This window comes from Methylobacterium sp. C33D, from assembly GCF_053345825.1.
Genome location: NZ_JBKFAV010000050.1, coordinates 1 through 23,251 on the forward strand (window position 1 = coordinate 1; position 23,251 = coordinate 23,251).

The window sequence follows — 23,251 nt, forward strand, 5'->3', positions numbered from 1 at the left end:
CCCGCCCGAGCCGGCCCCCGAGCATCACCCCGAGCCCGAGCCGCAGCCGGAGCCGGCGCCCCCGCCGGAGGCCGTCGCGCACGCCGCGCCGGCCGCCGAGACGCCCGCCGCGCAGGCCGGCACCGGCGACGCCCTGCACGGGGATGCCCGCATCGACGACGTCATCGAGAGCCTGTCGCAGGCGCTCGGCGCGGCGATCCACCAGCAGCCCGATCCCGCCGCCGAGGCCAAGGACGGGAAGAGCGAGGATCCCGCGTCGATGTTCGAGCGCTGGACCGTTCGCCCCCGCCGGACCCAGCAGCAGACCTGAGCCTCGGCGCCGCGCCGCGGCGCAACGACGCGAGACGCGCACGGGCCGCAGCGCAGATCGCGCTGCGGCCCGTGCGCGTTCGTGCGCCAGGAAATCAATCGGAAGCGAGCAGTCTTCGTCCGGGATCGACAGGCTTTTGTCACGGATGGTTCCCGACGGATAAGCGTGCAGCCGTTGAGGCGCCGGGTGATAATCGCTAGCGTGCCGGCAAATCGGGAGGGTGCGCGGTCGTCGCACGGGATGGACATGGCACAGGCAATCCAGGCGACGGCTCCCGCCGCAGCGCCCCGCGAGCCCTGGTACAAGGTGCTCTACATCCAGGTGCTGATCGCCATCGCGCTCGGCGTGCTGCTCGGCTGGTACGATCCGGCCACCGGCAAGTCGATGAAGTGGCTCGGCGACGCCTTCATCGGCCTGATCAAGATGATGATCGCGCCGATCATCTTCTGCACGATCGTCCACGGCATCGCGTCGATCGGCGACCTGAAGAAGGTCGGCCGCGTCGGCCTGAAGGCGCTGGTCTACTTCGAGGTGGTGTCCACGATCGCGCTGCTGATCGGCGTCATCGTCGGCGAGGTGATCCGGCCCGGCGCCGGCTTCAACGCCGACCCGTCGAAGCTCGACGCCAGCAAGGTCGCGAGCTACGCCAGCAAGGCGGCGGCCGATTCCACGGTCGCCCACATCCTGGCGATCATCCCGAAGAGCTTCCTCGACCCCTTCGCCACCGGCGACCTCCTGCAGGTGCTGCTGATCTCGATCCTCACCGGCGTCGTGGTGACGAATCTGGGTGAGCGCGCGGCCTCGGTGAACCACGCGATCGACACGGCCGGCCAGATCTTCTTCCGGATCATCGGCATCGTCGTGAAGCTCGCCCCCGTCGGCGCCTTCGGCGCCATGGCGTTCACGATCGGCGAGTACGGGATCCAGAAGGTCTACGACCTCGCGTGGCTGGTCGGCACCTTCTACATCACCGCGATCCTGTTCGTGCTGGTGGTGCTCGGGACGATCGCCCGGGTCGCGGGTTTCTCGATCCTGCGCTTCCTCGCCTACATCAAGGACGAGCTGCTGATCGTGGTCGGCACGTCGTCGTCCGAGACGGTGCTGCCGCAGCTCATGACCAAGATGCGGCGCCTCGGTGCCTCGGACTCGGTGGTCGGCCTCGTGGTGCCGACCGGCTACTCGTTCAACCTCGACGGCACCAACATCTACATGACGCTGGCGACGCTGTTCCTGGCGCAGGCCGTGGGCGTGGACCTGTCGATCAGCCAGTACGCGACCATCATCCTGGTGGCGATGCTGACCTCGAAGGGCGCCTCCGGCGTCACCGGCGCGGGCTTCATCACCCTGGCGGCGACGCTCTCGGCGATCCCGAACAGCCCCGTCCCGGTCGCCGCCATGACCCTGGTCCTCGGCATCGACAAGTTCATGTCCGAGTGCCGCGCGCTCACCAACCTCGTGGGCAACGGCGTCGCCTGCGTGGTGGTCAGCCGCTGGGAGGGCGAGCTCGACGTCGCCAAGCTCAACGAGGTGATGGCCCACCCGGTCGCGATCGGCACCCACATCGCCGACGAGTCGCCGCAGCCGATGGGCACCGACAGCAAGGTCGCCGCCGCCGAGTGATGGGATCGCCGACGGCGGAGAGCGGAGGTCGCCCGCGCCTCGGCATCGATCTCGGCGGCACCAAGATCGCCGGGATCGTGCTGGGCCGGGACGGGACGACCCTGGCCGAGGCGCGGATGCCCGCCCCGCGGGGCGCCTACCGGGCCACCGTCGAGGCCGTGGCCGACCTCGTCCTGCGTCTCGAGGCCGAGGCCGGCGCGTCCTGCAGCGTCGGCATCGGCATGCCGGGGAGCCTCTCCCCGGCGACGGGTCTCGTGCGCAACGCCAACTCGCACTGGCTCAACGGACACCCGTTCGCGGCCGATCTCGGCGCGCGCCTGGAGCGCCCGCTCCGGATCGAGAACGACGCCAACTGCCTCGCGGTGTCGGAGGCGATCGACGGCGCCGGCGCCGGCGCCCGCGTGGTCTGGGCGGTGATCCTGGGCACCGGCGTGGGGTCGGGCATCGCCCTCGACGGTCGGGCACTCACGGGCCGCAACGGCATCGCGGGGGAGTGGGGCCACGGCCCCCTGCCGGCGCCCCGCGACGACGAGCGGCCGGGCGCCGCCTGCTACTGCGGGCGCCGGGGCTGCGTCGAGACCTGGCTGTCCGGTCCCGGCCTGGCGGCGGACCACGCGCTGCGGCACGGCGGCGGCCTCGCCGCCGAGGCGATCGTCGCCGAAGCCCGGGCTGGGAGCCCGGCCGCGCGGGCGACGCTCGCCGTCCATCTCGAGCGGCTCGGGCGCGCGGCCGCCCAGGTGGTGAACCTCCTCGACCCGGACGTGATCGTGATCGGCGGTGGCCTGTCGCGCATCCCGGAGCTGATCGCGGGCCTGCCGGCGGCGATCGCGCCTCACGTCTTCTCCGACGGCTTCGACACGCCCGTGCGGGCGAGCCTGCACGGCGACGCCTCGGGCGTGCGCGGGGCGGCGTGGCTCTGGGAGGCGGAGGCCGTCTGAAGCCGGCCCGAGCGCGGCCCGGGCGCGATCGAACGGCTCAGCTCACAGAGACGTCGCTTGCGGCTCCGGAAGGGGCAGGGCAGGACGACGGCACCGCATCGCCGAAGCCCCGATGATCGTCCGCACCCGGCCCAACCTGCTGACCCTGCTGTTCACCCTGCGCGGCTCGATCCTGCCGCGGGTGGCGCCCAAGCTCGCGGGGATCGTCGCGGTCTCGTGCGCGGTGGTGTGGGCGGAATCGCGGTGGCCCGCGCTGTTCCCGGTCAGCGCCGGGGTGACGCCGTTCACCGTGGTCGGCCTCGCCCTCTCGATCTTCCTGAGCTTTCGCAACAACGCCTGCTACGAGCGCTGGTGGGAAGCCCGGAAGCACTGGGGCAACCTGATCGGCGAGGTGCGCAACCTCGCCCGCGCCCTCCCGGCCCTGCTGCCGGAGCGGGAGGCCGCACTCCAGCTCCGGCGCCTGTCCGCCTTCGCGCACGGCCTCCACGCCCGCCTGCGCGACCTGGACGAGGCCGCCGCCGTCGACCGGACGAGCCCGGGATCGGACCTGTCCGGCCCGAATCCCACCGACTCCGTCCTGGGCGCCATCACCCGCGATCTCGCCGCGCTGACGCGGGCGGGCCGGCTCAGCGACATCCAGTTCGGCCTCCTCGAGGCCCGGATCGAGGCGCTGTCGGGGGTGCACACCGCCTGCGAGCGGCTCGCCAACACGCCGCTGCCCTTCGCCTACACGCTGCTCGTGTACCGGACCGCGTGGCTCTACTGCCTGCTCCTGCCGGTGGGCCTCACCGGATCCCTCGGCTGGGCCACCCCGATCGTGGTCGCGCTGGTGGCCTACACGTTCTTCGGGCTCGACGCCCTCGGCGACGAACTCGAGGAGCCGTTCGGCACCGAGCCCAACGACCTGCCCCTCGACGCCATGGTCCGCGCCGTGGACCGCATCGTCCACCACGCCCTCGGCGAGCCGATGCCCCAGGCGCTGGCGCCCGACGGGTACTGGCTGCGCTAGCGCCTAACCGTTCCAGGCGCGCAGCACGGGCTCGGTGCGGTCGTGCTCGTAGCCGAGCACCGAGACGCTCGCGGTGCCGAGGACGAGGAGGGCGCCGCCCCGGGGCTCCAGGCCGATCCAGCGCGCGGCCAGCACCCGAAGAAAGTGTGCGCTGGAGAACACGATGAGATCGGTGTCGCGGGCGCGGGCCCGGGCGATGACCCGGTCCGCCCGGGCACCGACATCCGCCGCCGTCTCGCCCCCGGGGCAGCCGTCGCGGAACAGCCGCCAGTCCGGCCGCTCGGCCAGGATCGCCCGCGTGGTCCGGCCCTCGTAGGCGCCGTAATCCCACTCCGCGAGATCCGGGTCGATCGCGGCCCGGTCGCCGAAGCCCGCGAGCGCGCAGGTCGTGGCCGCCCGGCTCGACGGGCTCGACCAGACCTCCGCGCAGGGGCGGGCCGCCAGGCGCGGCGCGAGGGCGCGCGCCGCGTCCTCGCCCTCCTGGGTGAGCGGAATGTCGCTGCGCCCGGTGTGCTGACCGGACCGGCTCCAGGCGGTCTCGCCGTGTCGGACCAGCGTGATCTGCGGGAACGGACTCTCGGACATGCGCGCCTCCCGGGCACGCGCTCGGCGGCCCTGCCATCGATCCTTCCACCAACCCTGGCATCAACGCCGCCGCCGCGCTCCGGTCTCATCGGTTCGGCACAGCCGTCCGGAGCGGTCGCGCGCCCTCGCGGACCAAGTCAAGATCGTGCTTGCGCCCGCAGGAAAACGGACATAAACATATCTTTATGTCTATCGAACGCAGGCAAGAGGCGGGGTCGATCCCCTTTTCGGAAGCCCTGGGCGTCCTGCGTGCCGCCGCGGAGGAGACGCGCCTGCGTATCCTGGCGCTGCTCGTCGAGGGTGAGCTGTCGGTGTCCGATCTCACCGACATTCTGGGCCAGTCGCAGCCGCGGATCTCCCGGCACCTGAAGCTCCTGGTGGAGGCCGGTCTCGTCGAGCGCCACCGCGAGGGAGCCTGGGCGTTCTTCCGGCTGTCCGACGCCCGCGCCGGTTTGGCGGACCCGCTGCTGTCCGGTCTCGATCGGACCGCGCCACCCCTGTCGGAGGATCGCGCGCGGCTCGACGCCGTCCGGGCGCAGCGGGCCGAGGCGGCCACGACGTTCTTCGCCCGGCTGGCGCCCAAATGGGACGAGCTGCGCTCCCTGCACGTGCCCGAGGCGATCGTGGAGGCCGCGGTGCTCGACGCTCTGGGCGACCGCCCGATCGGCAGCCTGATCGATCTCGGCACCGGCACCGGCCGGATGCTCGGCCTGCTGGCGCCGCGGGCCGGCCGCGCCACCGGGCTCGACTCGAGCCACGCCATGCTGTCCGTCGCCCGGGCCAACCTGGAGCGCCAGGGTCTCGCGCGGGTGGATCTTCGGCAGGGCGACATCCACGCGCCGCCCTTCGCGCGGGCGAGCTTCGACCTCGTCGTGGTCCATCAGGTGCTGCACTATCTCGACGACCCGGCCCGCGCGCTCCGCGGCGCCGCGCGACTCGTGGCGCCGGGCGGCCGCCTGCTGGTGGTGGATTTCGCGCCGCACGAGCTGGAATTCCTGCGCACCGGGCAGGCCCACCGCCGCCTCGGCTTCTCGGCCGAGCAGGTCTCCGGCTGGCTCGCCGAGGCCGGGCTCGCGACGGTCGCCACCCGCGATCTGGCGCCGCGCGAGTCGGGCCAGCTGACCGTCACCCTCTGGCTGGCTCAGGACGGGCTGGCCGACACCGACACAGAACAGCCTCAGCGCGCCGTCGCCTGAGGCACCGATCTCCGCAGACTTCGTCTGAACCGACCGACATAGAGGACGAGACCCCGATGCGCCGTTCCACCCACCGCGCCAGCCGCGACGGCTACCACCCGATCCGCGTCTCGATCGAGTTCTTCCCGCCGAAGACCGACGAGATGGAGAAGATCCTCTGGAACTCCATCGAGCGCCTCGCGCCGCTCCAGCCGAGCTTCGTCTCCGTGACCTACGGGGCCGGCGGCTCGACCCGCGAGCGCACCCACAACACGGTCGCCCGCATGGTCCGCGAGACCGGACTGAAGCCCGCCGCCCATCTCACCTGCGTGGACGCGTCCCGCGACGAGATCGACGCGGTGGTCCAGTCCTACTGGGACGCGGGCGTGCGCCACATCGTGGCGCTCCGCGGCGACCCGGCCGAGGGCGTCGGCCACGCCTACCGGCCGCATCCGGAGGGCTACGCCTCGACGGCCGAGCTGGTGCAGGGGATCAAGCGGATCGGCGACTTCAAGGTCTCGGTCTCGGCCTACCCGGAGAAGCACCCGGAAGCCTCTTCCTTGGAGGCCGACATCGACGCCCTGAAGGCCAAGGTCGATGCCGGCGCCGACCAGGCGATCACCCAGTTCTTCTTCGAGAACGAGATTTACCTGCGCTACCTGGAGAAGGTCCGGGCCGCCGGGATCACCATCCCGATCATCCCGGGCATCCTGCCGGTGCAGAATTTCAAGCAGGCGGCGAACTTCGCCCGCCGCACCGGCGCCTCGGTGCCGTACTGGCTGGCGGCCCGGTTCGAGGGGCTGGAGGACGACGTCGAGACCCGCCGCCTCGTGGCCGGCGCGGTGGCGGCCGAGCAGGTGCTCGACCTCGTGGACGAGGGGGTGAACGACTTCCACTTCTACTCGATGAACCGCTCGGATCTGGTCTACGCGATCTGCCACCTGCTCGGCCTGCGCGCCCAGGCGCCGAAGCTGGCGGCCGCGAAGGCTGCGGCTTAGATCTCAGTGACGCCCGGTTCGGGCGTGACTGGGGGTGACCGCCATGGCTGAGCCGCAGGATATGATCGTTCCGCTCCTTCGGGAGATGAGGACCGAGATGCAGACGAACTTCGCTGACGTCCGTCAGCAGTTCGAAGCAGTCAATGCACGCTTTGATAAGTTTGAACGCCGCTTCGACAATCTGCGTGAAGCTGTGAACGGCGAATTGGTCCTGGGCCGATACGCCGCCGCCGAGGTTGAGGGGCGACTCGATGCCATCGAGAAGCGCCTCGCCGCTTTAGAAAAGGCGGGCTGACCGCGGCCGGCCCGAAACCCCGATTGATCCCACCCTCCACCCCATCCTGAGGTGCCGCGAAGCGGCCTCGAAGGAGGGCTCCAGGGATCGACACGAGATCTGGAGGCCTCCTGCGAGGCCTCCGCTTCGCTCCGGCACCTCAGGACGAGGTGATCTGACAGGACGCACGATGACCGATTTTGCCCCCGTCGACGGCACCGAGATCGCCAAGGCCCTGCGCCAGCGCGCCGCGGAGAAGATCCTCGTCCTCGACGGGGCGATGGGCACGGTGATCCAGCGGCTGAAGTTTTCCGAAGAGGATTTCCGCGGCGACCGGTTCAAGGATCACGGCCACGATCAGAAGGGCAACAACGACCTCCTGATCCTGACCCAGCCCGACGCGATCCGGCAGATCCACCTCGACTACTTCCTGGCCGGCGCCGACGTCTGCGAGACCAACACCTTCTCGGGCACCACCATCGCCCAGGCCGATTACGGCATGGAGTCGATCATCCACGAGCTGAACGCTCAAGGAGCGCGGCTCGCCCGGGAGGCCGCCAAGCTCGCCGAGGAGACGGACGGCCGCCGCCGCTTCGTGGCCGGCGCCATCGGGCCGACGAACCGGACTTTGTCGATCTCGCCCGACGTGAACAATCCGGGCTTCCGGGCCGTGACCTTCGATCAGGTCAAGCAGGCCTACGTGGAGCAGGTCCGCGGCCTGATCGACGGCGGCGCCGAGCTGATCCTGATCGAGACCATCTTCGACACGCTGAACGCCAAGGCCGCGGTGGCGGCGGCGTGGCAGGTCTTCGACGAGACCGGCATCCGGCTGCCGATCCAGATCTCGGGCACGATCACCGACCTCTCGGGCCGCACCCTGTCGGGCCAGACCCCGGCGGCCTTCTGGCATTCGTTGCGGCACTCCGAGCCGCTGACCTTCGGCCTCAACTGCGCGCTGGGCGCCCGCGAGATGCGCGGCCACATCGCCGAGCTGTCGCGGATCTGCGACACGCTGGTCTGCGCCTACCCGAATGCCGGCCTGCCGAACGAGTTCGGCCTCTACGACGAGAGCCCGGAGGCGATGGGCAAGCTGGTCGGCGAGTTCGCCGAATCCGGCCTCGTCAACATGGTCGGTGGCTGCTGCGGCACCACCCCGGACCACATCCGCGCCATCGCGGAGGCGGTCGCCGGCAAGGCGCCGCGGCCGATCCCGGAGGTGCCGCGCCTGATGCGGCTCTCCGGCCTCGAGCCCTTCGTGCTCACGCCGGAAATTCCCTTCGTGAACGTCGGCGAGCGCACGAACGTCACCGGCTCGGCCAAGTTCCGCAAGCTGATCACCAACGGCGACTACGCGGCGGCGCTGGACGTCGCCCGCGATCAGGTCGCGGCCGGCGCCCAGGTGATCGACGTCAACATGGACGAGGGCCTGCTCGACTCCCAGAAGGCGATGGTCGAGTTCCTGAACCTCGTCGCCGCCGAGCCCGACATCGCCCGGGTGCCCGTGATGGTCGATTCCTCGAAGTTCGAGGTGATCGAGGCCGGGCTGAAGTGCATCCAGGGCAAGCCGATCGTGAACTCGATCTCCATGAAGGAGGGCGAGGAGAAATTCATTGAGGCGGCACGCGTCTGCCGCTCCTACGGGGCCGCCGTGGTGGTGATGGCCTTCGACGAGCGGGGGCAGGCGGATTCCTACGAGCGCAAGGTCGAGATCTGCACCAAGGCCTATCGGATCCTGACCGAGCAGGTCGGCTTCCCGCCCGAGGACATCATCTTCGATCCCAACATCTTCGCGGTCGCGACCGGCATCGAGGAGCACAACCCGTACGGCGTGGCCTTCATCGAGGCGACCCGCACGATCCGCGAGACCCTGCCGCACGCCCACATCTCGGGCGGCGTCTCGAACCTCAGCTTCGCGTTCCGCGGCAACGAGCCGGTGCGCGAGGCGATGCACGCGGTGTTCCTGTTCCACTGCATCAAGGCCGGCATGGACATGGGCATCGTCAATGCCGGCCAGCTCGCCGTCTACGACGAGATCCCGGCCGAGCTGCGCGAGCTCTGCGAGGACGTCGTCCTCAACCGGCGCGAGGATTCCACCGAGCGCCTGCTGGAGGCCGCCGAGCGCTTCAAGACCGGCGCCTCGGCCCAGGCCAAGACCGCCGACCTGTCCTGGCGCGAGGCCCCGGTCGCGAAGCGCATCGAGCACGCGCTGGTCAACGGCATCACCGAATACATCGTCGCCGACACCGAGGAGGCGCGCCAGGGCGCCGAGCGCCCGCTCCACGTCATCGAGGGCCCGCTGATGGCCGGCATGAACGTGGTCGGCGACCTGTTCGGCTCCGGAAAGATGTTCCTGCCGCAGGTGGTGAAGTCCGCCCGCGTGATGAAGCAGGCGGTGGCCTATCTCGAGCCCTTCATGGAGGAGGAGAAGCGCGCCAATGGCGGCGACGGCAAGCGCCAGGCCGCCGGCAAGGTGCTGATGGCCACCGTGAAGGGCGACGTCCACGATATCGGCAAGAACATCGTCGGCGTCGTGCTCGCCTGCAACAACTACGAGATCATCGATCTCGGCGTGATGGTGCCGGCCGCCAAGATCCTGGAGACCGCCAAGCGTGAGCAGGTCGACATCGTCGGCCTGTCGGGCCTGATCACCCCGTCGCTCGACGAGATGGTCCATGTGGCGGGCGAGATGGAGCGCGAGGGGCTCGACGTGCCGCTGCTGATCGGCGGCGCCACCACGAGCCGCGTCCACACGGCGGTGAAGATCCACCCGGCCTACGCCAAGGGCCAGGCAGTCTACGTCACCGACGCGAGCCGCGCGGTCGGCGTGGTGTCGAGCCTGATCTCCAAGGAGACCCGCGGGCCGACGATCGAGAAGGTCCGGGCCGAGTACGCCAAGGTCGCCGACGCCCACAGGCGCTCGGAGGCCGACAAGCAGCGGCTGCCGCTCGCCAAGGCGCGGACCAACGCCTTCAAGATCGACTGGTCGGCCTACAAGCCCGCCAAGCCGACTTTCACCGGCACACGGGTCTACGGCTCCTACGAGGTCGCCGACCTCGTGCCCTATATCGACTGGACGCCGTTCCTGCAGACCTACGAGTTCAAGGGCCGCTTCCCGGCGATCCTGGACGATCCCGAGCAGGGCCCGGCCGCCCGCGCCCTCTACGAGGACGCGCAAGGGATGCTGAAGCAGATCGTGGAGGAGCGCTGGTTCAACCCGAAGGCGGTGATCGGCTTCTGGCCGGCCAACAGCGTCGGCGACGACATCGCGCTCTACACGGGCGAGAGCCGGTCGGAGCGGCTCGCCACCTTCCACGGATTGCGCCAGCAGCTCTCGAAGCGCGACGGGCGGGCGAACACCTGCCTGTCGGATTTCGTGGCGCCTTCCGAGACCGGCATCGCCGACTATGTCGGCGGCTTCGTGGTCACGGCGGGCCTGGAGGAGGTGCGGATCGCCGAGCGCTTCGAGCGGGCCAACGACGATTACCGAGCGATCCTCGTGAAGGCGCTGGCCGACCGCATCGCCGAGGCCTTCGCCGAGCGCATGCACGAGCGGGTGCGCAAGGAGTTCTGGGGCTACGCGTCCGACGAGGCCTACGGGCCCGAGGAGCTGGTACTGGAGAAGTACGACGGCATCCGCCCGGCCCCGGGCTACCCGGCCCAGCCCGACCACACCGAGAAGACCGCGCTGTTCGACCTGCTGAAGGCCGAGAGCCGGATCGGCGTGAAGCTGACCGAGTCCTACGCGATGTGGCCGGGTTCGTCGGTGTCGGGGATCTACATCGCCCACCCGGAGGCGCACTATTTCGGCGTCGCCAAGGTGGAGCGGGATCAGGTCGAGGATTACGCCGCCCGCAAGGGGATGGATGTCCGCGATGTCGAGCGCTGGCTCGGCCCGATCCTGAACTACGACCCGGCGCGGTACATGCCGCAGGCGGCGGAGTAGGGGCGGGGCACCACCGTCATCGCGAGCGCAGCGAAGCGACCCAGGGCAGCGCGACGTCGATCAACGCGGCGCCCCTGGATTGCTTCGCTCCGCTCGCAAGGACGGCAGGGCGGCGCGAGCCGCCCATCCAACCTCAGCAGGTCCCCGCACCCCGCGTGTTCACGTACAGTGAATAGACCGAGTGCGTGGACGTCATCAGAAGCAGGTTGCGGTTGAGTCCGCCGAAGCACAGGTTGGCGCAGCGCTCCGGCAGGCGGATCCGGCCGATCAGCTTGGCCTGCGGCGAGAGCACGATGACCCCGTCCTCGGCCTCGCTCATCCCCCAGCCGCACCAGAGATTGCCGTCGACGTCGACCCGGAACCCGTCCGGCGTGCCGGTCCCGGCATCGTAGAAGACGCGGCCGTTCGCGGTCCTGGTGCCGTTCTCGACCACGTCGTAGACGCGGATCAGGCGGTTCGGCTTCGCCCGCGCCTCGATCACGTAGAGCTTGGACTCGTCCGGCGAGAAGCAGAGCCCGTTCGGACCCGCCACGCCCTCGACAGCGACGCTGGCCTGCCCCGTCTTCGGGTCGATCCGGTAGACGTTGCCGGGAAGCTCCGGCGTGGCCATCGATTCGTGCGGGTTCGGCCCGAAGGCCGGATCGGTGAACCAGACCGCGCCGTCGGAATGGCAGACCACGTCGTTCGGCGAGTTCAGCGGCTTGCCGTCGAACCGGTCCATCAGCGTGGTGAGGCTGCCGTCGTGCTCGGTCCGGGTGACGCTGCGCGTCCTGTGCTGGCAGGTGATCAGCCGGCCCTGCCGGTCGCGCGTGTTGCCGTTGGCGTAGTTCGAGGGCTTGCGGAACACCGAGAGCGCGCCGGAGGCCTCCTCCCACTTCATGATCCGGTCGTTGACGACGTCGCTGAACAGCAGCGATCCCATATCGCCGAACCAGACCGGCCCCTCGGCCCAGCGGAAGCCGGTGGCGACCCGCTCCACCGTCGCCGAGGCGAGGCGGTACTTGGCGAAAGCCGGATCGAGGATCTCCACTGCCGGGTCGGGCACCCGCTGCGACGGCTCCCAGCCGGCTCCGGCCGCCCGCGCGGCGCCGATCAGGGCCGCTCCGGCGAGCAGCCCCCTGCGTGCGATCATGACCATGCTACCTCCCTGTGGTGCGGCCCGCCGCCTGTTGCCGGCGGCTCGGGCCGGTCAGTGAATCTCGGGCTCCGGAATCCCGCCGGCGCCCTCCAGAAAGTCGAAGTCGCAGCCCTCGTTGGCCTGCCGCACGTGCTGGGCGAACAGCCGGTTGTAGCCCCGCGGATAGGCCCGGTCCGGCGACCGGAACGCCTTCACGCGCGCCGCGATCGCGGCGGCGTCGAGATGCAGGTGGATCCGCCGCCCGGGCACGTCCACCGTGATCAGGTCGCCATCGCGGACTGCCGCGAGGGGGCCGCCCGCAGCCGATTCCGGCGCCACGTGCAGGATGCAGGCGCCGTAGCTGGTCCCGCTCATCCGCGCGTCCGAGATGCGGACCATGTCGCGTACGCCCTGCCGGAGCAGGACCTTGGGGATCGGCAGCATGCCCCATTCCGGCATGCCGGGGCCGCCGATCGGGCCGGCATTGCGCAGGATCATCACGTGGTCGGCGGTGACGTCGAGGTCGAGGTCGTTCACCGCCACGCTCATCGCGTCGTAGCTGTCGAAGACCAGCGCGGGACCGGTGTGCTGCAGCAGCCGCGGGTCGGCGGCCGGCGGCTTGATCACGCAGCCGTCGGGGGCGAGGTTGCCGTACAGGATCGCGGTGCCGCCCATGGCGACGATCGGCCGGTCGAGCGGGCGGATCACGTCGTCGTTGTAGACCCGGCTGCCGGCGAGCCCGTCGCCGATGGTGCCGCCGGTGACCGAGCGGGCGTCGAGGTGGAGGAGGGGGGACAGGCGCGCCATCAGGGCACGGATGCCGCCCGCGATGTGGAAATCCTCCATCAGCCACTGCCCCGAGGGCCGGAGGTTGGCGATGACCGGCACCTTCTGGGCGAAGTCGTCGAACTCGGTCAGCTTGACCGGGATACCGGCCCGCCCGGCCATGGCCACGAGGTGGATCATCGCGTTGGTGGAGCCGGCGAGCGCGTTGTGGACCACCAGGGCGTTGTCGATCGAGCGGCGGTCCAGGATGTCGGAGGGCTTCAGGTCCTCCCAGATCATCTCGACGATGCGCCGGCCGCAGGCGCCGGCCATGCGCGGATGGTCGGCGTCGGCCGCCGGGATCGAGGCCGAGCCGGGCAGGGACAAACCCAGGGCCTCGGTGATCGCCGTCATGGTCGAGGCCGTGCCCATGGTCATGCAGGTCCCGGCGGAGCGGGCGATGCCCGCCTCCATGTCGTTCCACTGCTGCGTGGTGATGTTCCCGGCCTCCTTCTCGGCCCAGTACTTCCAGACATCCGAACCCGAGCCCAGGATCGTCCCGCCGAAATGGCCGCGCATCATCGGGCCTGCCGGCAGGAACACCATCGGCAGGTTCATGGAGATGCCGCCCATCACGGTGCCGGGCGTGGTCTTGTCGCAGCCGCCCATCAGCACCGCGCCGTCCACGGGGTGCTGGCGCAGCAGCTCCTCGACCTCCATGGCCAGGAGGTTGCGGTAGAGCATCGTGGTCGGCTTGACGAAATTCTCCGACAGCGAGAGCGCCGGCAGCTCGATCGGGAAGCCGCCCGCCTGCCAGACGCCGCGCTTCACGTGCTCGACGCGCGCGCGGAAATGCTGATGGCAGGGATTGATGTCGCTCCAGGTATTGATGATGCCGACGATCGGCTTGCCGGTGAAGTCCGCCCGCTCGTAGCCCATCTGCAGCATGCGCGAGCGGTGGCCGAAGCTGCGCAGGTCGGTGGCGCCGAACCAGCGCTGGCTGCGCAGATCCTCCAGGGTCTTCTTGCGCGCGGTCATCGCTCTGTCTCCGGTCTCACGCGTTCGGCCCGGCCGGGCGGCCCGCGACGACCGTGATCGCCGCGGCGGCGAGCGCGCAAGCCGCCAGGAAATAGAGGCCGGCCTCGTAGGTCCCGGTGTGATCCTTGAGCCAGCCCAGAGCGTAGGGGCCGACGAAGCCGCCGAGATTGCCGATCGCGTTGATCAGCGCGATCCCCCCGGCGGCCGCGGGCCCGGCCAGGAACTCCCCCGGCATCGCCCAGAAAGCGGGCTTGCTCCCGTAGAGCCCGATCGTGGCCACCGACATCGCCGCGAGCGCCCAGAGGCTGCCGAGCATGGGGCCGGAGGCGATCAGGCCGATGGCGGCGACCAGCGCGGCGATCGCGAAGTGCCAGCGGCGCTCGTCGCGCCGGTCCGACGACCAGCTCCAGGCGATCATGCCGAGGGTCCCGACGCCGTAGGGCACCGCCGTCGCGACCCCCGTCTCCCAGTCGGTGAGGTGCAGGCTCTTCAGGATCGGCGGCAGGAAGAAGGTGATGCCGTAGGTGGCGGTGCCGATGCTGAAGTACATCGCGCCCAGCGCGAGCACGCGCCGGTCGGTCAGGACCTGCCCCAGGGTGAAGGGCCCGTGGGCCCGGACCGTGCCGTCCCGCTCCGCCGCGATCGCGGTCCCGAGCCACACCCGTTCCTCGGACGTGAGCCACGCCGCCTGTTCGGGCCGGTCGGTCATCAGCGCCAGGACCGCGAAGGCCAGCAGGATCGAGGGCGCCGCCTCGAGGAGGAACAGCCACTGCCAGCCGTGCAGGCCGAGCGCCCCGTCGAGCTGGAGCAGCGCCCCCGAGATCACCGCCGTCAGGGCGTTCGAGCCCGGGACCGCCAGGAACAGCGCGGCGACCACGCGCGCCCGGTACCGCTTCGGGAACCAGTCGGTGAAGTACAGGATCACGCCGGGGAAGAAGCCGGCCTCGGCCACGCCCAGCAGGAAGCGCAGGGCGAGAAAGCTCGTCGGGCCGGTGATGAGCGCCATGCTGCCCGCCACCAGCCCCCAGCTGACCATGATCCGGGCGATCCAGAGCCGCGCCCCCGCGCGCTGCAGGAGGACGTTGCTCGGCACTTCGAAGATGACGTAGCCGAGGAAGAAGATGCCGGCCGCCCAGCCGTAGACCGTGGCGGAGAACCCGAACTCCCGGCTCAGCCCGAACGCCGCGAAGCCGACGTTGGTCCGGTCCATGTAGGCGACGAAGTAGATCAGGACGATCAGCGGCAGCAGACGCCGCGACACCTTGGCGACCGTCCGCCGCTCGATCTCCGGCGCCGCAGCGCCCCCGCGCACCCCCACCGCCATGGCGCCCCCCCGAGCCGAATCCGACGCGTCCCGGCCCGGTGCCGATCGCGAGCCGAGTCGGAGCGGGCCAGGTCGGAGCGGGCCAGGTCGGGGCGAGCCGGCACGGCACGCTCAGCGGCCGGTCCGCGTCCGCCAGGCGGCGAAGTCGGCGAGGCTCTGCTCGTCGGTGGCAGGGTAGAGGCCGAGGATTGTGCGGCCCTTGCGGACCTCCTCGGTGACGAAATCCTCGTAGGCGGTCATCTCGACCGCCTCGTCGGCGACCGCGTCCGCGAGGTGGGCCGGAATCACCGCGACCCCGTCGCCGTCGCCGACGATCACGTCCCCGGGGAAGACGGGCGCGTCGCCGCAGCCGATCGGCACGTTGATGTCGATCGCCTGGTGGATCGTGAGGTTCGTCGGCGCCGACGGGCGCGCGTGGTAGCTCGGCATCTCCAGCCGGGCGATCTCGTCGGCATCGCGGAAGCCGCCGTCGGTGACGAGCCCGGCGCAGCCGCGCACCATCAGACGGGTCGCCAGGATCGAGCCGGCGGAGGCGGCCCGGGCGTCCTTGCGGCTGTCGATCACCATCACGGCGCCGGGCGGACACTCCTCCACGGCCTTGCGCTGCGGGTGCGCGCGGTCCCGGAACACCGTGATCGGGTTCAGGTCCTCCCGGGCCGGGATGTAGCGCAGGGTGTAGGCCTCGCCGACCATCGTCGGGCCGCCGGCCTTCAGGGGCAGGACGCCCTGGATCATCTGGTTGCGGAAGCCGCGCTTGTAGAGGGCGGTCATCAGCGTCGCCGTGCTGACAGCCTTCAGCTTGGCGCGCGTCTCAGGGGACAACCCGGACATCCGCTTCTCCTCCCGGGCCTCGGTCTCGGCACCCGCGGACGGTGACAATCACGCGTCGCTTGCGCCGGCCTCGGCTCCCGCCCGCGCTGGGCGCGGACTGATATCCCAGGTCTTGAGTAACACGGCGCGCGGCGCCATTGTCAACCGGCGCGGGCCGCGCAAGACACGGGCGGATATCGACGGGGAAATCCTTGGCCGAGTTGGGATTTGCTAGCGGCGGGAGCCCGGCGGCGGAGGCGCACAGGCCGCGCTCGCTCGCCGAGACCGCCTACGACGCCATCGAGCAGATGATCATCAGCCGCCGCCTCGCGCCCGGCGCGATGGTGTCCGAGGGCGAACTCGGCGCGGAGCTGGGTCTCGGGCGGACCCCGGTCCGCGAGGCCCTGGCGCGGCTGAAGACGATCGGGTTCGTGGAGGTCCACTCGCGCCGCGGCGTCCTCGTCACCCAGGTCGACATCATCAGGCACCTCGAGCTGCTGGAGGTGCGGCGCCCCCTCGACGAGACCGTGGCCCGCTGCGCGATCGCGCGCGCCACCGGGGACGAGGTGGCGCGGCTGCTGGATCGCGTCGCCGGCCTGCGCGGCACCGCGGAGGCCCGCGACCGGGAGGCGTATTTCCGGCACAAGCGCGCCCTGCACGAGGCGCTGGTCGGCGCTGCCCACAACCCGACTCTCACCGGCACCATGGCGGCGCTGCACGCGCAGTCCCGGCGGTTCTGGTACACCTACGAGCCGACCGCCAGCTTCCCGGACTGCGCCGCGATCCACGCGGCGATCGTGTCGGGTATCGCGGCGCGCGACGCGGGCGCCGCCCTGGCGGGGATCGGGACGCTGTTCGACTTTCTCGACCAGATGACCCGCCGGGCCCTCGACCGGCGGCCCCTCGTCTGACAGGTTGACCGCCCCGGAGCCGCCCCTATCCTGAACTGGGATATCAGACGCATCCCAGCGGCGGGCGGATCCATGGCCGATCCCGGCGGCACGCCCGGATGCGGCCCGAGCGCCAGGGAGGAACGGCTTGAGCGGATTGCCCCCACGCACCGGCGCGCAGGTGCTCGTCGACCAGCTCCGCGCGCAGGGCGTCGAGCGCGTGACCTGCGTCCCCGGGGAGAGCTACCTCGCGGTGCTCGACGCGCTGCGCGACAGCGGCATCGACGTGCTGGTCTGCCGTCAGGAGGGCGGCGCGGCGATCATGGCCGAGGCCGCCGGCAAGCTCACGGGCCGCCCAGGCATCTGCTTCGTGACCCGGGGCCCCGGCGCCACCAACGCCTCCGCCGGCGTGCACATCGCCCGCCAGGATTCGACGCCGATGATCCTGTTCGTCGGCCAGATCGCCCGGCGGATGCGGGACCGCGAGGCCTTCCAGGAGGTGGATTACCGGCAGATGTTCGGCGGCGTCGCCAAGTGGGCGGTGGAGATCGACGACGCGGCGCGCATCCCGGAGATCCTCGCCCGGGCCTTCCGGGTCGCGCTGCAGGGCCGCCCGGGCCCCGTCGTGGTCGCCCTGCCGGAGGACATGCTCGACGACGTCGCGGCCGTGCCGGACGCGCCGCGCGTCGTCCCGGCCGCGCCGGCCCCGTCCGGGGACGACGTCGCGCGCCTGCGGGCCATGCTGGCGGAGGCGCGGCGGCCGGTGGTGCTGCTCGGCGGCTCCCGCTGGACGGAAGGCGCCGTCGCCGCCCTGGCCGCCTGGGCCGAGCGCCACGACCTGCCGGTGGCGGTCTCGTTCCGGCGGGCGCAGCTCTTCCCGGCCGACCACCCGAACTTCGCGGGCGAGCTCGGGATCGGGCCGAACCCGGCGCTGCTCGCCCGGATCCGGGAGGCCGACCTGCTGCTGATGGTGGGCGGGCGCCTCTCCGAGATGCCGGCGCAGTCCTACGGGCTACTCGGCATTCCCAATCCCGGCCTGCCGCTGGTCCACGTCCACGCCGACGCGGCGGAGCTCGGCCGGGTCTACCAGCCGGCGCTGGCGATCGAGGCGGCGCCCGAGACCTTCTGCGCGGTCCTGCCGGAGTTCGAGGCCACCGGCACCGGCCGCGCCGCCGAGGCCCACGCCGCCTACCGCGCGTGGTCCGAGACGCCGGAGCCGAAGCCCGGCGCGTTCCAGTACGGCGCGGCGATCACGTGGCTGCGCGAGCGGCTGCCGCCGGACGCGGTGATCTGCAACGGCGCCGGCAACTTCGCCACCTGGGTCCACCGCTACTATCGGTTCCGCGCCTTCGGCACGCAGCTCGCGCCGACCTCCGGCTCCATGGGCTACGGCCTGCCGGCCGCCGTGATGGCCAAGCGCAGCCGCCCGGAGCGGATCGTCGTGGCGCTGGCCGGAGACGGCGACGTGATGATGACCGTGCAGGAATTCGCCACCGCCGTGCAGTACGGGATCGCCGTCGTGGTCGTGGTGCTCGACAACGGCATGTACGGCACGATCCGGATGCACCAGGAGCGCGAGTATCCCGGCCGGGTCTCGGCGACCGAGCTGCGCAACCCCGATTTCGCGGCCCTCGCCCGCGCCTGCGGCGGCCACGGCGAGCGCGTGGAGCGCACCGAGGAGTTCGCCCCCGCCTTCGAGCGCGGCCTCGCCTCCGGGCTGCCGGCGATGATCCACTGCCTCGTCGATCCCGAGGCGCTCACCCCGACCATGACCCTCGCGGCCATCCGCGAGAAGGCCCTGGCGGCGCAGCGGGGCTGACCGCCCGCACGCGCGTCGTCCCGGTGCGGCCCGCCCGCACCCCCACCGAGAGGAGCAGCTCATGACCCTGCGCGGCGAGAACCTGATCGGCGCCGAGGCGCGGCGCGGCACCGAGGCGGCCTTCCGGGCCGTCGAGGCGGCCACCGGACAGGCCCTGGAGCCGGATTTCCCGGGTGCGAGCCGGAGCGACCTCGACCGGGCCTGCGCGCTCGCCGAGGCCGCCTTCGACACCTTCCGGGAGACCAAGCCGGAGGCGCGGGCCGGCTTCCTGGAGGCGATCGCCGCGAACATCCTGGAGATCGGCGACGACCTCGTCACCCGCTGCATGGCCGAGACGGGGCTGCCCCGGCCGCGGATCGAGGGCGAGCGCGCCCGGACGGTCGGCCAACTGCGGCTGTTCGCCGGCGTCGTCCGCGAGGGCAGCTACGTCGAGGCGCGGATCGACCCGGCCCTGCCGGACCGCAAGCCGCTGCCCCGGCCGGACCTGCGCCTGCGCCGGATCGCCGTCGGCCCGGTGGCGGTGTTCGGCGCCTCGAACTTCCCGCTGGCCTTCTCGGTGGCGGGCGGCGACACCGCCTCGGCCCTGGCGGCGGGCTGCCCGGTGGTGGTCAAGGCCCATCCCGCCCATCCCGGCACCTCGGAACTCGTCGGCCGCGCCGTCCAGAAGGCGGTGGGCGCCTGCGGCCTGCCGGAGGGGACCTTCTCGCTGCTGTTCGATGCCGGCCAGGCGATCGGGCAGGGGCTGGTGGCCGATCCCCGGGTCGCCGCCGTCGGCTTCACGGGCTCGCGCCGGGGCGGCACCGCCCTGATGGCGATCGCGGCCGGGCGCCCGTCGCCGATCCCGGTCTACGCCGAGATGAGCAGCATCAACCCGGTGCTGCTGTTCCCCGGCGCGCTCGCCGCGCGGGGCGCGGCGATCGGCAAGGCCTTCGCGGCCTCGCTGACGCTGGGCGCCGGGCAGTTCTGCACCAATCCCGGCCTGATCCTGGCGCTGCCCGGCCCGGGTCTCGACGCCTTCCTTGAGGCGGCCGGCGCGGCCCTGCGCGAGAGCCCGGCCGCGACCATGCTGACGCCCGGCATCCAGCGCGCCTACCGCGAGGCCGTGGCGCGGGTGGCCGGCCACGCCGCCGTCACCCGCATCGCCGAGGGTGCGGAGGGCGGGGCGACCCAGGGCCGCGCCGCTCTGTTCGCGGCGGACTCGGACGTGTTCCTGGCGGATCCCGAGCTGCAGGAGGAGATGTTCGGCGCCTCGGGGCTCGTGGTGCGCTGCGCGGACTTCGCCGCGATGCGGGCGGTCCTGGAGCGCCTCGAGGGCCAGCTCACGGCCTCGCTACACCTCGCGCCGGAGGATCACGCGGCCGCCCGGGACCTGCTGCCGCTCCTAGAGCGCCGCGTCGGCCGGATCCTGGTGGACGGGTTCGGGACCGGCGTCGAGGTGGCGCACGCCATGGTGCATGGCGGGCCCTACCCGGCGACCTCGGACGGGCGCACGACCTCGGTGGGCAGCCTGGCGATCGACCGGTTCCTGCGGCCGGTGAGCTACCAGGACGTCCCCGACGCCCTGCTGCCGGCGGCGCTCCAGGCCGCCAACCCGCTGGGCCTGCCCCGCCGGATCGACGGCACGCCCGAGCGCCGCTGAGTTGCTTTGGGCGGAGACCGGAGCGCCGCGATCCGCCGCTTGCCAGGGGCGGACGCGGCGTCTAGACAGCCTCCGCTCACCTTGGGGCGTCGCCAAGTGGTAAGGCAGCGGTTTTTGGTACCGCCATTCCCAGGTTCGAATCCTGGCGCCCCAGCCAAATTTCGCTTGGAGTGCAGGACCTTCGGGACCGGGACCATAAGGACTCACCGGAACGGAAGGTGTTTTTCCGCGGCACAAGAGCCGGCACAGTCCCGAATGGCGAAAGAGATCCCGAGCGTCGGCGACCTCCGCCGCAAGGCCGAGGTGACGGACGAGGAGGTCGGGGCGGCCACGGCCGCCTCTGTGAAGGACAAGGCTGTGAAGCCGTTCGCCTTCACGTCGGGTGACACCATCGACGTCGCCGAGGCTATCGAGATGCACCCGCAGGCGAAGAAGCTGCTCGCCGATGAAGCGACCACACCCGGCCTTCGCCGCACGATGGTGAAGGCCGCCGTCATCATGGGCTTGCCGAGACCGACATGAGCGACGTGCCCGATCAGAAGCGGAAGACGATCACCGACAGCGTGCTGGCTCGCCTGAGCACGTTCGCGCTGGGCGTCGGCCTGTACGAGGGCATCGCCCGGAGCATCGTCGAGAAGGCGGTTGCCGACATGCCGGAAGCCTCCGTCGAGCAGATCGCAGCGGCGGCTCGCATGATGATGCTGTTCATCTCGGGCTGAGAGCGGTCCATGGCCCCGACAGCGACCCTGCTGGCGCATGCGCGGACGGGATGGGCGCACGACCCGACCTGCCCCCGCCAGACCGCGGCCGAGGCGCAGACGGTGGCCATCGTCGACCACGGGGACCAGGTCGAAAAGGTCGGCAGGCCGAGCGCGATCTGACGCCCCTCCGCGTCATCGATCCGTCAACGACGCGGTGTTCCCGCCCGCAGGCGGTGGTCGGCGAACGCGGGCCGGGCGGGATCGTCGCGGAGGCGGACCACCGGACGGTCCGGACGCGACACGCCACCGCCGCAACCGCCATCGCGTCCCGGCCGCGTCGATCCGCGCGTCCCGCCAGCGCCCGCGGGACGTTGAGACGAGCCAGCCAATCCGGCCGCGCGCCCGCTTCCGTGCCGGGCGACCGGGACACGCGTTCGGTCAGGCTCGCACAACAGGGGCGGCCGGCGCCTCTCCCCGGCGTGCGCTGGCCCGCGATCGGCGGGGCGGGGCCGTCAGACGCAACTCAGGGCCGCCCGGATCACGGCACCGGCCGCTCGCGGGCGTACCGGATCGGCGGCCGACCGACGTGCCGGGCGAAGGCGACGCTGAACGTGCTCGCCGAGCTGTAGCCGACCCGCTCGGCCACCTCGGCCATCCCGACCGCCTCGCGGCTCAGCAGTTCCTTCGCCAGCGCCATCCGCCACGCCAGCAGGTACGCCATCGGCGCGACCCCGACCGCGCGGCGGAAGCGCTCGAAGAACGTGGACCGGGAGAGACCCGCCTCCCGCGCGAGCGCGGCCACCGTCCAGCTCTCCGCGGGTCGATCGTGCATGAGCCGCAGCGCGGCGGCGAGCCGGTCGTCCGCGAGGCCGCGCAGCAATCCCGACGGCGCCGCCGGCCCGGCCGTGGCGCGCAGCGCCTCGATCAGCACGACCTCCACCAGGCGGGCCAGGACCACGTCGCGGCCCGGCCTGTCGGCGCGCGTCTCCTCGTTCACGAGGTCGAGCAGGGTGGTCAGCCGCGCCGCGCCGCGAACGTGCACGTACCGGGGCAGCAGCGACACGAGCAGGTCCGCGTCGCTCGACGCGAAGAGGCAGTGACCCACGAGCATCCGGACATTCGACGGTCCCTCGGCGTCGCCGAGCCGGACCACGCCGGGGCTCACCTCGACGGGAGACAGCGCGGCACCCCGCGGCGGCTCGAGGCTGGTGGTGGTGAACGCGCGCGCCGCGGGGATGAGGACGAAGTCGCCCTCCCGGAGCACGATCCCGGCCTCGCCGTCGACCGCGAGACGGCACCCGCCCTCGAGCACGGCGGCGTAGAACGGGCGCCCGGAATCCGAGCGCCGCACCGTCCAGGGACCGGATCCGGTGACGAGCTTGGACAGCGGGGCACTCGGCCGGAGCAGGCCGACCACCTGGGTGAGCGGATCGGGCATTCTCGGACGCTCGCCAATGCGAACCGGACTTGCGCACGTATCGGGTCCGGCCCGAGCTCCCTATCACCCCGCTGCCCCTTCCGCACGGGAGTTCCCATGAACACGATCCTGATCACCGGCTGCTCGTCCGGCTTCGGCCTGGAGACGGCCCGCACGTTCCTCGCGCGGGGCTGGCGCGTGGTCGCCACGATGCGCAGGCCGCGGAGCGACCTGCTGCCGCCGTCCGACCGTCTCGACCTGCTGCCGCTGGACGTGACCGATCGCGACAGCATCGCCCGCGCGGTCGCGGCGGCCGGAGCGGTCGACGTCCTGGTCAACAACGCCGGCGTCGGGCTCCTGAACGCGCTGGAGGGCGTCCCGATCGAGGCCGCGCGCGAGGTGTTCGAGACGAACACCCTCGGCACCATCGCGATGACCCGGGCCGTGCTGCCGCACTTCCGGGCGCGCCGTTCGGGCGTCGTCGTCAACGTCACGTCGAGCGTGACGCAGCGCCCGCTGCATCTGCTGTCGGTCTACACGGCGAGCAAGGCGGCGGTGAACGCCTTCACCGAGTCCCTGGCGCTGGAGCTCGAACCGTTCGGCATCCGCGCCCGGCTGGTCATTCCCGGCCGCGCCCCGGAGACCGCGTTCGGCGCCAACGCGCGCGCGCGCATGGGCCTGGACATCCCCGAGGCCTACGCGGCGGTGGCCGCGCAGGTCTTCGCCGGCTTCCAGCAGCCGGGCGAGGCCCTGACCCGGCCCTCGGACGTGGCGGAGGCGGTGTGGCGCGCGGCGACGGACCCGTCGTGCCCCATGCGCCTGGCCGCCGGCGCCGACGCGGTGGCGTGGGCCAGAGCGGGATGAGGGGAGGCGGGCTGG

20 protein-coding genes, 1 tRNA gene and 1 pseudogene are annotated in these 23,251 nt (G+C 71.7%); 16 read left to right on the forward strand and 6 right to left on the reverse strand.

The annotated features are described in order from the left end of the window. The 4 genes and pseudogenes from ACLBXO_RS27895 to ACLBXO_RS27910 all read left to right on the forward strand — a co-directional run. Nucleotides 1-310 (forward strand): annotated as a pseudogene (locus ACLBXO_RS27895) (hypothetical protein); the annotation flags it as partial. Between the two features lie 246 nt (nt 311-556). Beyond that, the gene (locus tag ACLBXO_RS27900) at nt 557-1,930 is read left to right on the forward strand and encodes a dicarboxylate/amino acid:cation symporter (protein WP_447687436.1); all 1,374 of its coding nucleotides are present in this window, start codon (nt 557-559) and stop codon (nt 1,928-1,930) included. Continuing rightward, nucleotides 1,930-2,868, forward strand: coding sequence for an ROK family protein (locus tag ACLBXO_RS27905; protein WP_447687437.1), 939 nt, complete (start codon nt 1,930-1,932; stop codon nt 2,866-2,868). The genes ACLBXO_RS27900 and ACLBXO_RS27905 overlap by 1 nt, the downstream gene beginning before the upstream one ends. Nucleotides 2,869-2,980: 112 nt before the next feature. Then, nucleotides 2,981-3,877, forward strand: coding sequence for a bestrophin family protein (locus tag ACLBXO_RS27910; RefSeq protein ID WP_447687438.1), 897 nt, complete (start codon nt 2,981-2,983; stop codon nt 3,875-3,877). 3 nt (nt 3,878-3,880) lie between these two features. Here ACLBXO_RS27910 and ACLBXO_RS27915 read toward each other — a convergent pair whose 3' ends face one another. Next, nucleotides 3,881-4,462, reverse strand: a complete 582-nt coding sequence (locus ACLBXO_RS27915) for a histidine phosphatase family protein (RefSeq protein WP_447687439.1) — start codon at nt 4,460-4,462, stop codon at nt 3,881-3,883. Nucleotides 4,463-4,647: 185 nt separating this feature from the next. On the opposite strand from ACLBXO_RS27915, the gene ACLBXO_RS27920 reads away from it, so the two are divergent. From ACLBXO_RS27920 to metH, 4 genes are all read left to right on the forward strand, one after another. Further along, nucleotides 4,648-5,658 (forward strand): ArsR/SmtB family transcription factor, encoded by a 1,011-nt coding sequence (locus ACLBXO_RS27920; protein WP_447687440.1) that lies wholly within the window; start codon nt 4,648-4,650, stop codon nt 5,656-5,658. Between the two features lie 56 nt (nt 5,659-5,714). Next, nucleotides 5,715-6,635 carry a methylenetetrahydrofolate reductase [NAD(P)H] gene (gene metF, locus ACLBXO_RS27925; protein ID WP_447687441.1) on the forward strand — a complete coding sequence of 307 codons (921 nt, stop codon included), beginning with the start codon at nt 5,715-5,717 and terminating at the stop codon, nt 6,633-6,635. A 43-nt stretch (nt 6,636-6,678) separates the two neighbouring features. After that, entirely contained in the window at nt 6,679-6,930 is a 252-nt protein-coding gene (locus tag ACLBXO_RS27930) for a hypothetical protein (RefSeq protein WP_447687442.1), read from the forward strand. Nucleotides 6,931-7,099: 169 nt separating this feature from the next. Continuing rightward, nucleotides 7,100-10,852, forward strand: coding sequence for a methionine synthase (gene metH / locus ACLBXO_RS27935; RefSeq protein ID WP_447687443.1), 3,753 nt, complete (start codon nt 7,100-7,102; stop codon nt 10,850-10,852). A 133-nt stretch (nt 10,853-10,985) separates the two neighbouring features. Here metH and ACLBXO_RS27940 read toward each other — a convergent pair whose 3' ends face one another. The 4 genes from ACLBXO_RS27940 to ACLBXO_RS27955 all read right to left on the reverse strand — a co-directional run bounded on the left by ACLBXO_RS27940 (nt 10,986) and on the right by ACLBXO_RS27955 (nt 15,927). After that, a complete protein-coding gene (locus ACLBXO_RS27940) occupies nt 10,986-11,990 on the reverse strand; it encodes an SMP-30/gluconolactonase/LRE family protein (protein ID WP_331314718.1) in 1,005 nt (334 codons plus the stop codon). Between the two features lie 51 nt (nt 11,991-12,041). Then, nucleotides 12,042-13,772 (reverse strand): L-arabinonate dehydratase, encoded by a 1,731-nt coding sequence (araD, locus tag ACLBXO_RS27945; protein ID WP_447687444.1) that lies wholly within the window; start codon nt 13,770-13,772, stop codon nt 12,042-12,044. Nucleotides 13,773-13,788: 16 nt separating this feature from the next. Next, nucleotides 13,789-15,096 (reverse strand): MFS transporter, encoded by a 1,308-nt coding sequence (locus ACLBXO_RS27950; RefSeq protein WP_447687445.1) that lies wholly within the window; start codon nt 15,094-15,096, stop codon nt 13,789-13,791. A 111-nt stretch (nt 15,097-15,207) separates the two neighbouring features. Beyond that, nucleotides 15,208-15,927 carry a ribonuclease activity regulator RraA gene (locus ACLBXO_RS27955; protein WP_447687446.1) on the reverse strand — a complete coding sequence of 240 codons (720 nt, stop codon included), beginning with the start codon at nt 15,925-15,927 and terminating at the stop codon, nt 15,208-15,210. Between the two features lie 191 nt (nt 15,928-16,118). Between ACLBXO_RS27955 and ACLBXO_RS27960 the strand changes: the two genes are divergently transcribed. The 7 genes from ACLBXO_RS27960 (at nt 16,119) to ACLBXO_RS27990 (ending at nt 21,135) form a co-directional block, all read left to right on the forward strand. Beyond that, nucleotides 16,119-16,817 carry a GntR family transcriptional regulator gene (locus ACLBXO_RS27960; RefSeq protein ID WP_447687447.1) on the forward strand — a complete coding sequence of 233 codons (699 nt, stop codon included), beginning with the start codon at nt 16,119-16,121 and terminating at the stop codon, nt 16,815-16,817. Between the two features lie 127 nt (nt 16,818-16,944). Then, entirely contained in the window at nt 16,945-18,615 is a 1,671-nt protein-coding gene (locus ACLBXO_RS27965; protein WP_447687448.1) for a thiamine pyrophosphate-binding protein, read from the forward strand. A gap of 61 nt (nt 18,616-18,676) precedes the next feature. After that, entirely contained in the window at nt 18,677-20,254 is a 1,578-nt protein-coding gene (locus tag ACLBXO_RS27970; protein WP_447687449.1) for an aldehyde dehydrogenase (NADP(+)), read from the forward strand. 82 nt (nt 20,255-20,336) lie between these two features. Beyond that, nucleotides 20,337-20,411, forward strand: a tRNA-Gln gene (locus tag ACLBXO_RS27975). Nucleotides 20,412-20,509: 98 nt separating this feature from the next. Beyond that, nucleotides 20,510-20,776 (forward strand): hypothetical protein, encoded by a 267-nt coding sequence (locus tag ACLBXO_RS27980; RefSeq protein WP_447687450.1) that lies wholly within the window; start codon nt 20,510-20,512, stop codon nt 20,774-20,776. After that, nucleotides 20,773-20,973 (forward strand): hypothetical protein, encoded by a 201-nt coding sequence (locus ACLBXO_RS27985; protein ID WP_331314673.1) that lies wholly within the window; start codon nt 20,773-20,775, stop codon nt 20,971-20,973. Before ACLBXO_RS27980 ends, ACLBXO_RS27985 begins: the two co-directional genes overlap by 4 nt. A 9-nt stretch (nt 20,974-20,982) precedes the next feature. Beyond that, nucleotides 20,983-21,135 carry a hypothetical protein gene (locus tag ACLBXO_RS27990; protein WP_447687451.1) on the forward strand — a complete coding sequence of 51 codons (153 nt, stop codon included), beginning with the start codon at nt 20,983-20,985 and terminating at the stop codon, nt 21,133-21,135. Nucleotides 21,136-21,493: 358 nt separating this feature from the next. Here ACLBXO_RS27990 and ACLBXO_RS27995 read toward each other — a convergent pair whose 3' ends face one another. Beyond that, the gene (locus ACLBXO_RS27995; RefSeq protein WP_447687452.1) at nt 21,494-22,393 is read right to left on the reverse strand and encodes a cupin domain-containing protein; all 900 of its coding nucleotides are present in this window, start codon (nt 22,391-22,393) and stop codon (nt 21,494-21,496) included. Nucleotides 22,394-22,489: 96 nt separating this feature from the next. Here ACLBXO_RS27995 and ACLBXO_RS28000 point away from each other — a divergent pair, with 96 nt between their 5' ends. Beyond that, the gene (locus ACLBXO_RS28000) at nt 22,490-23,236 is read left to right on the forward strand and encodes an SDR family NAD(P)-dependent oxidoreductase (protein WP_331314667.1); all 747 of its coding nucleotides are present in this window, start codon (nt 22,490-22,492) and stop codon (nt 23,234-23,236) included. The last annotated feature ends 15 nt before the right edge of the window (nt 23,237-23,251 follow it).

Coding starts and splice junctions, on each gene's coding strand:
- ACLBXO_RS27900 (WP_447687436.1), top strand. CDS start 557: ATGGCACAGGCAATCCAGGCGACGGCTCCCGCCGCAGCGCCCCGCGAG.
- ACLBXO_RS27905 (WP_447687437.1), top strand. CDS start 1,930: ATGGGATCGCCGACGGCGGAGAGCGGAGGTCGCCCGCGCCTCGGCATC.
- ACLBXO_RS27910 (WP_447687438.1), top strand. CDS start 2,981: ATGATCGTCCGCACCCGGCCCAACCTGCTGACCCTGCTGTTCACCCTG.
- ACLBXO_RS27915 (WP_447687439.1), bottom strand. CDS start 4,462: ATGTCCGAGAGTCCGTTCCCGCAGATCACGCTGGTCCGACACGGCGAG.
- ACLBXO_RS27920 (WP_447687440.1), top strand. CDS start 4,648: ATGTCTATCGAACGCAGGCAAGAGGCGGGGTCGATCCCCTTTTCGGAA.
- metF (WP_447687441.1), top strand. CDS start 5,715: ATGCGCCGTTCCACCCACCGCGCCAGCCGCGACGGCTACCACCCGATC.
- ACLBXO_RS27930 (WP_447687442.1), top strand. CDS start 6,679: ATGGCTGAGCCGCAGGATATGATCGTTCCGCTCCTTCGGGAGATGAGG.
- metH (WP_447687443.1), top strand. CDS start 7,100: ATGACCGATTTTGCCCCCGTCGACGGCACCGAGATCGCCAAGGCCCTG.
- ACLBXO_RS27940 (WP_331314718.1), bottom strand. CDS start 11,990: ATGGTCATGATCGCACGCAGGGGGCTGCTCGCCGGAGCGGCCCTGATC.
- araD (WP_447687444.1), bottom strand. CDS start 13,772: ATGACCGCGCGCAAGAAGACCCTGGAGGATCTGCGCAGCCAGCGCTGG.
- ACLBXO_RS27950 (WP_447687445.1), bottom strand. CDS start 15,096: ATGGCGGTGGGGGTGCGCGGGGGCGCTGCGGCGCCGGAGATCGAGCGG.
- ACLBXO_RS27955 (WP_447687446.1), bottom strand. CDS start 15,927: ATGTCCGGGTTGTCCCCTGAGACGCGCGCCAAGCTGAAGGCTGTCAGC.
- ACLBXO_RS27970 (WP_447687449.1), top strand. CDS start 18,677: ATGACCCTGCGCGGCGAGAACCTGATCGGCGCCGAGGCGCGGCGCGGC.
- ACLBXO_RS27980 (WP_447687450.1), top strand. CDS start 20,510: ATGGCGAAAGAGATCCCGAGCGTCGGCGACCTCCGCCGCAAGGCCGAG.
- ACLBXO_RS27985 (WP_331314673.1), top strand. CDS start 20,773: ATGAGCGACGTGCCCGATCAGAAGCGGAAGACGATCACCGACAGCGTG.
- ACLBXO_RS27990 (WP_447687451.1), top strand. CDS start 20,983: ATGGCCCCGACAGCGACCCTGCTGGCGCATGCGCGGACGGGATGGGCG.
- ACLBXO_RS27995 (WP_447687452.1), bottom strand. CDS start 22,393: ATGCCCGATCCGCTCACCCAGGTGGTCGGCCTGCTCCGGCCGAGTGCC.
- ACLBXO_RS28000 (WP_331314667.1), top strand. CDS start 22,490: ATGAACACGATCCTGATCACCGGCTGCTCGTCCGGCTTCGGCCTGGAG.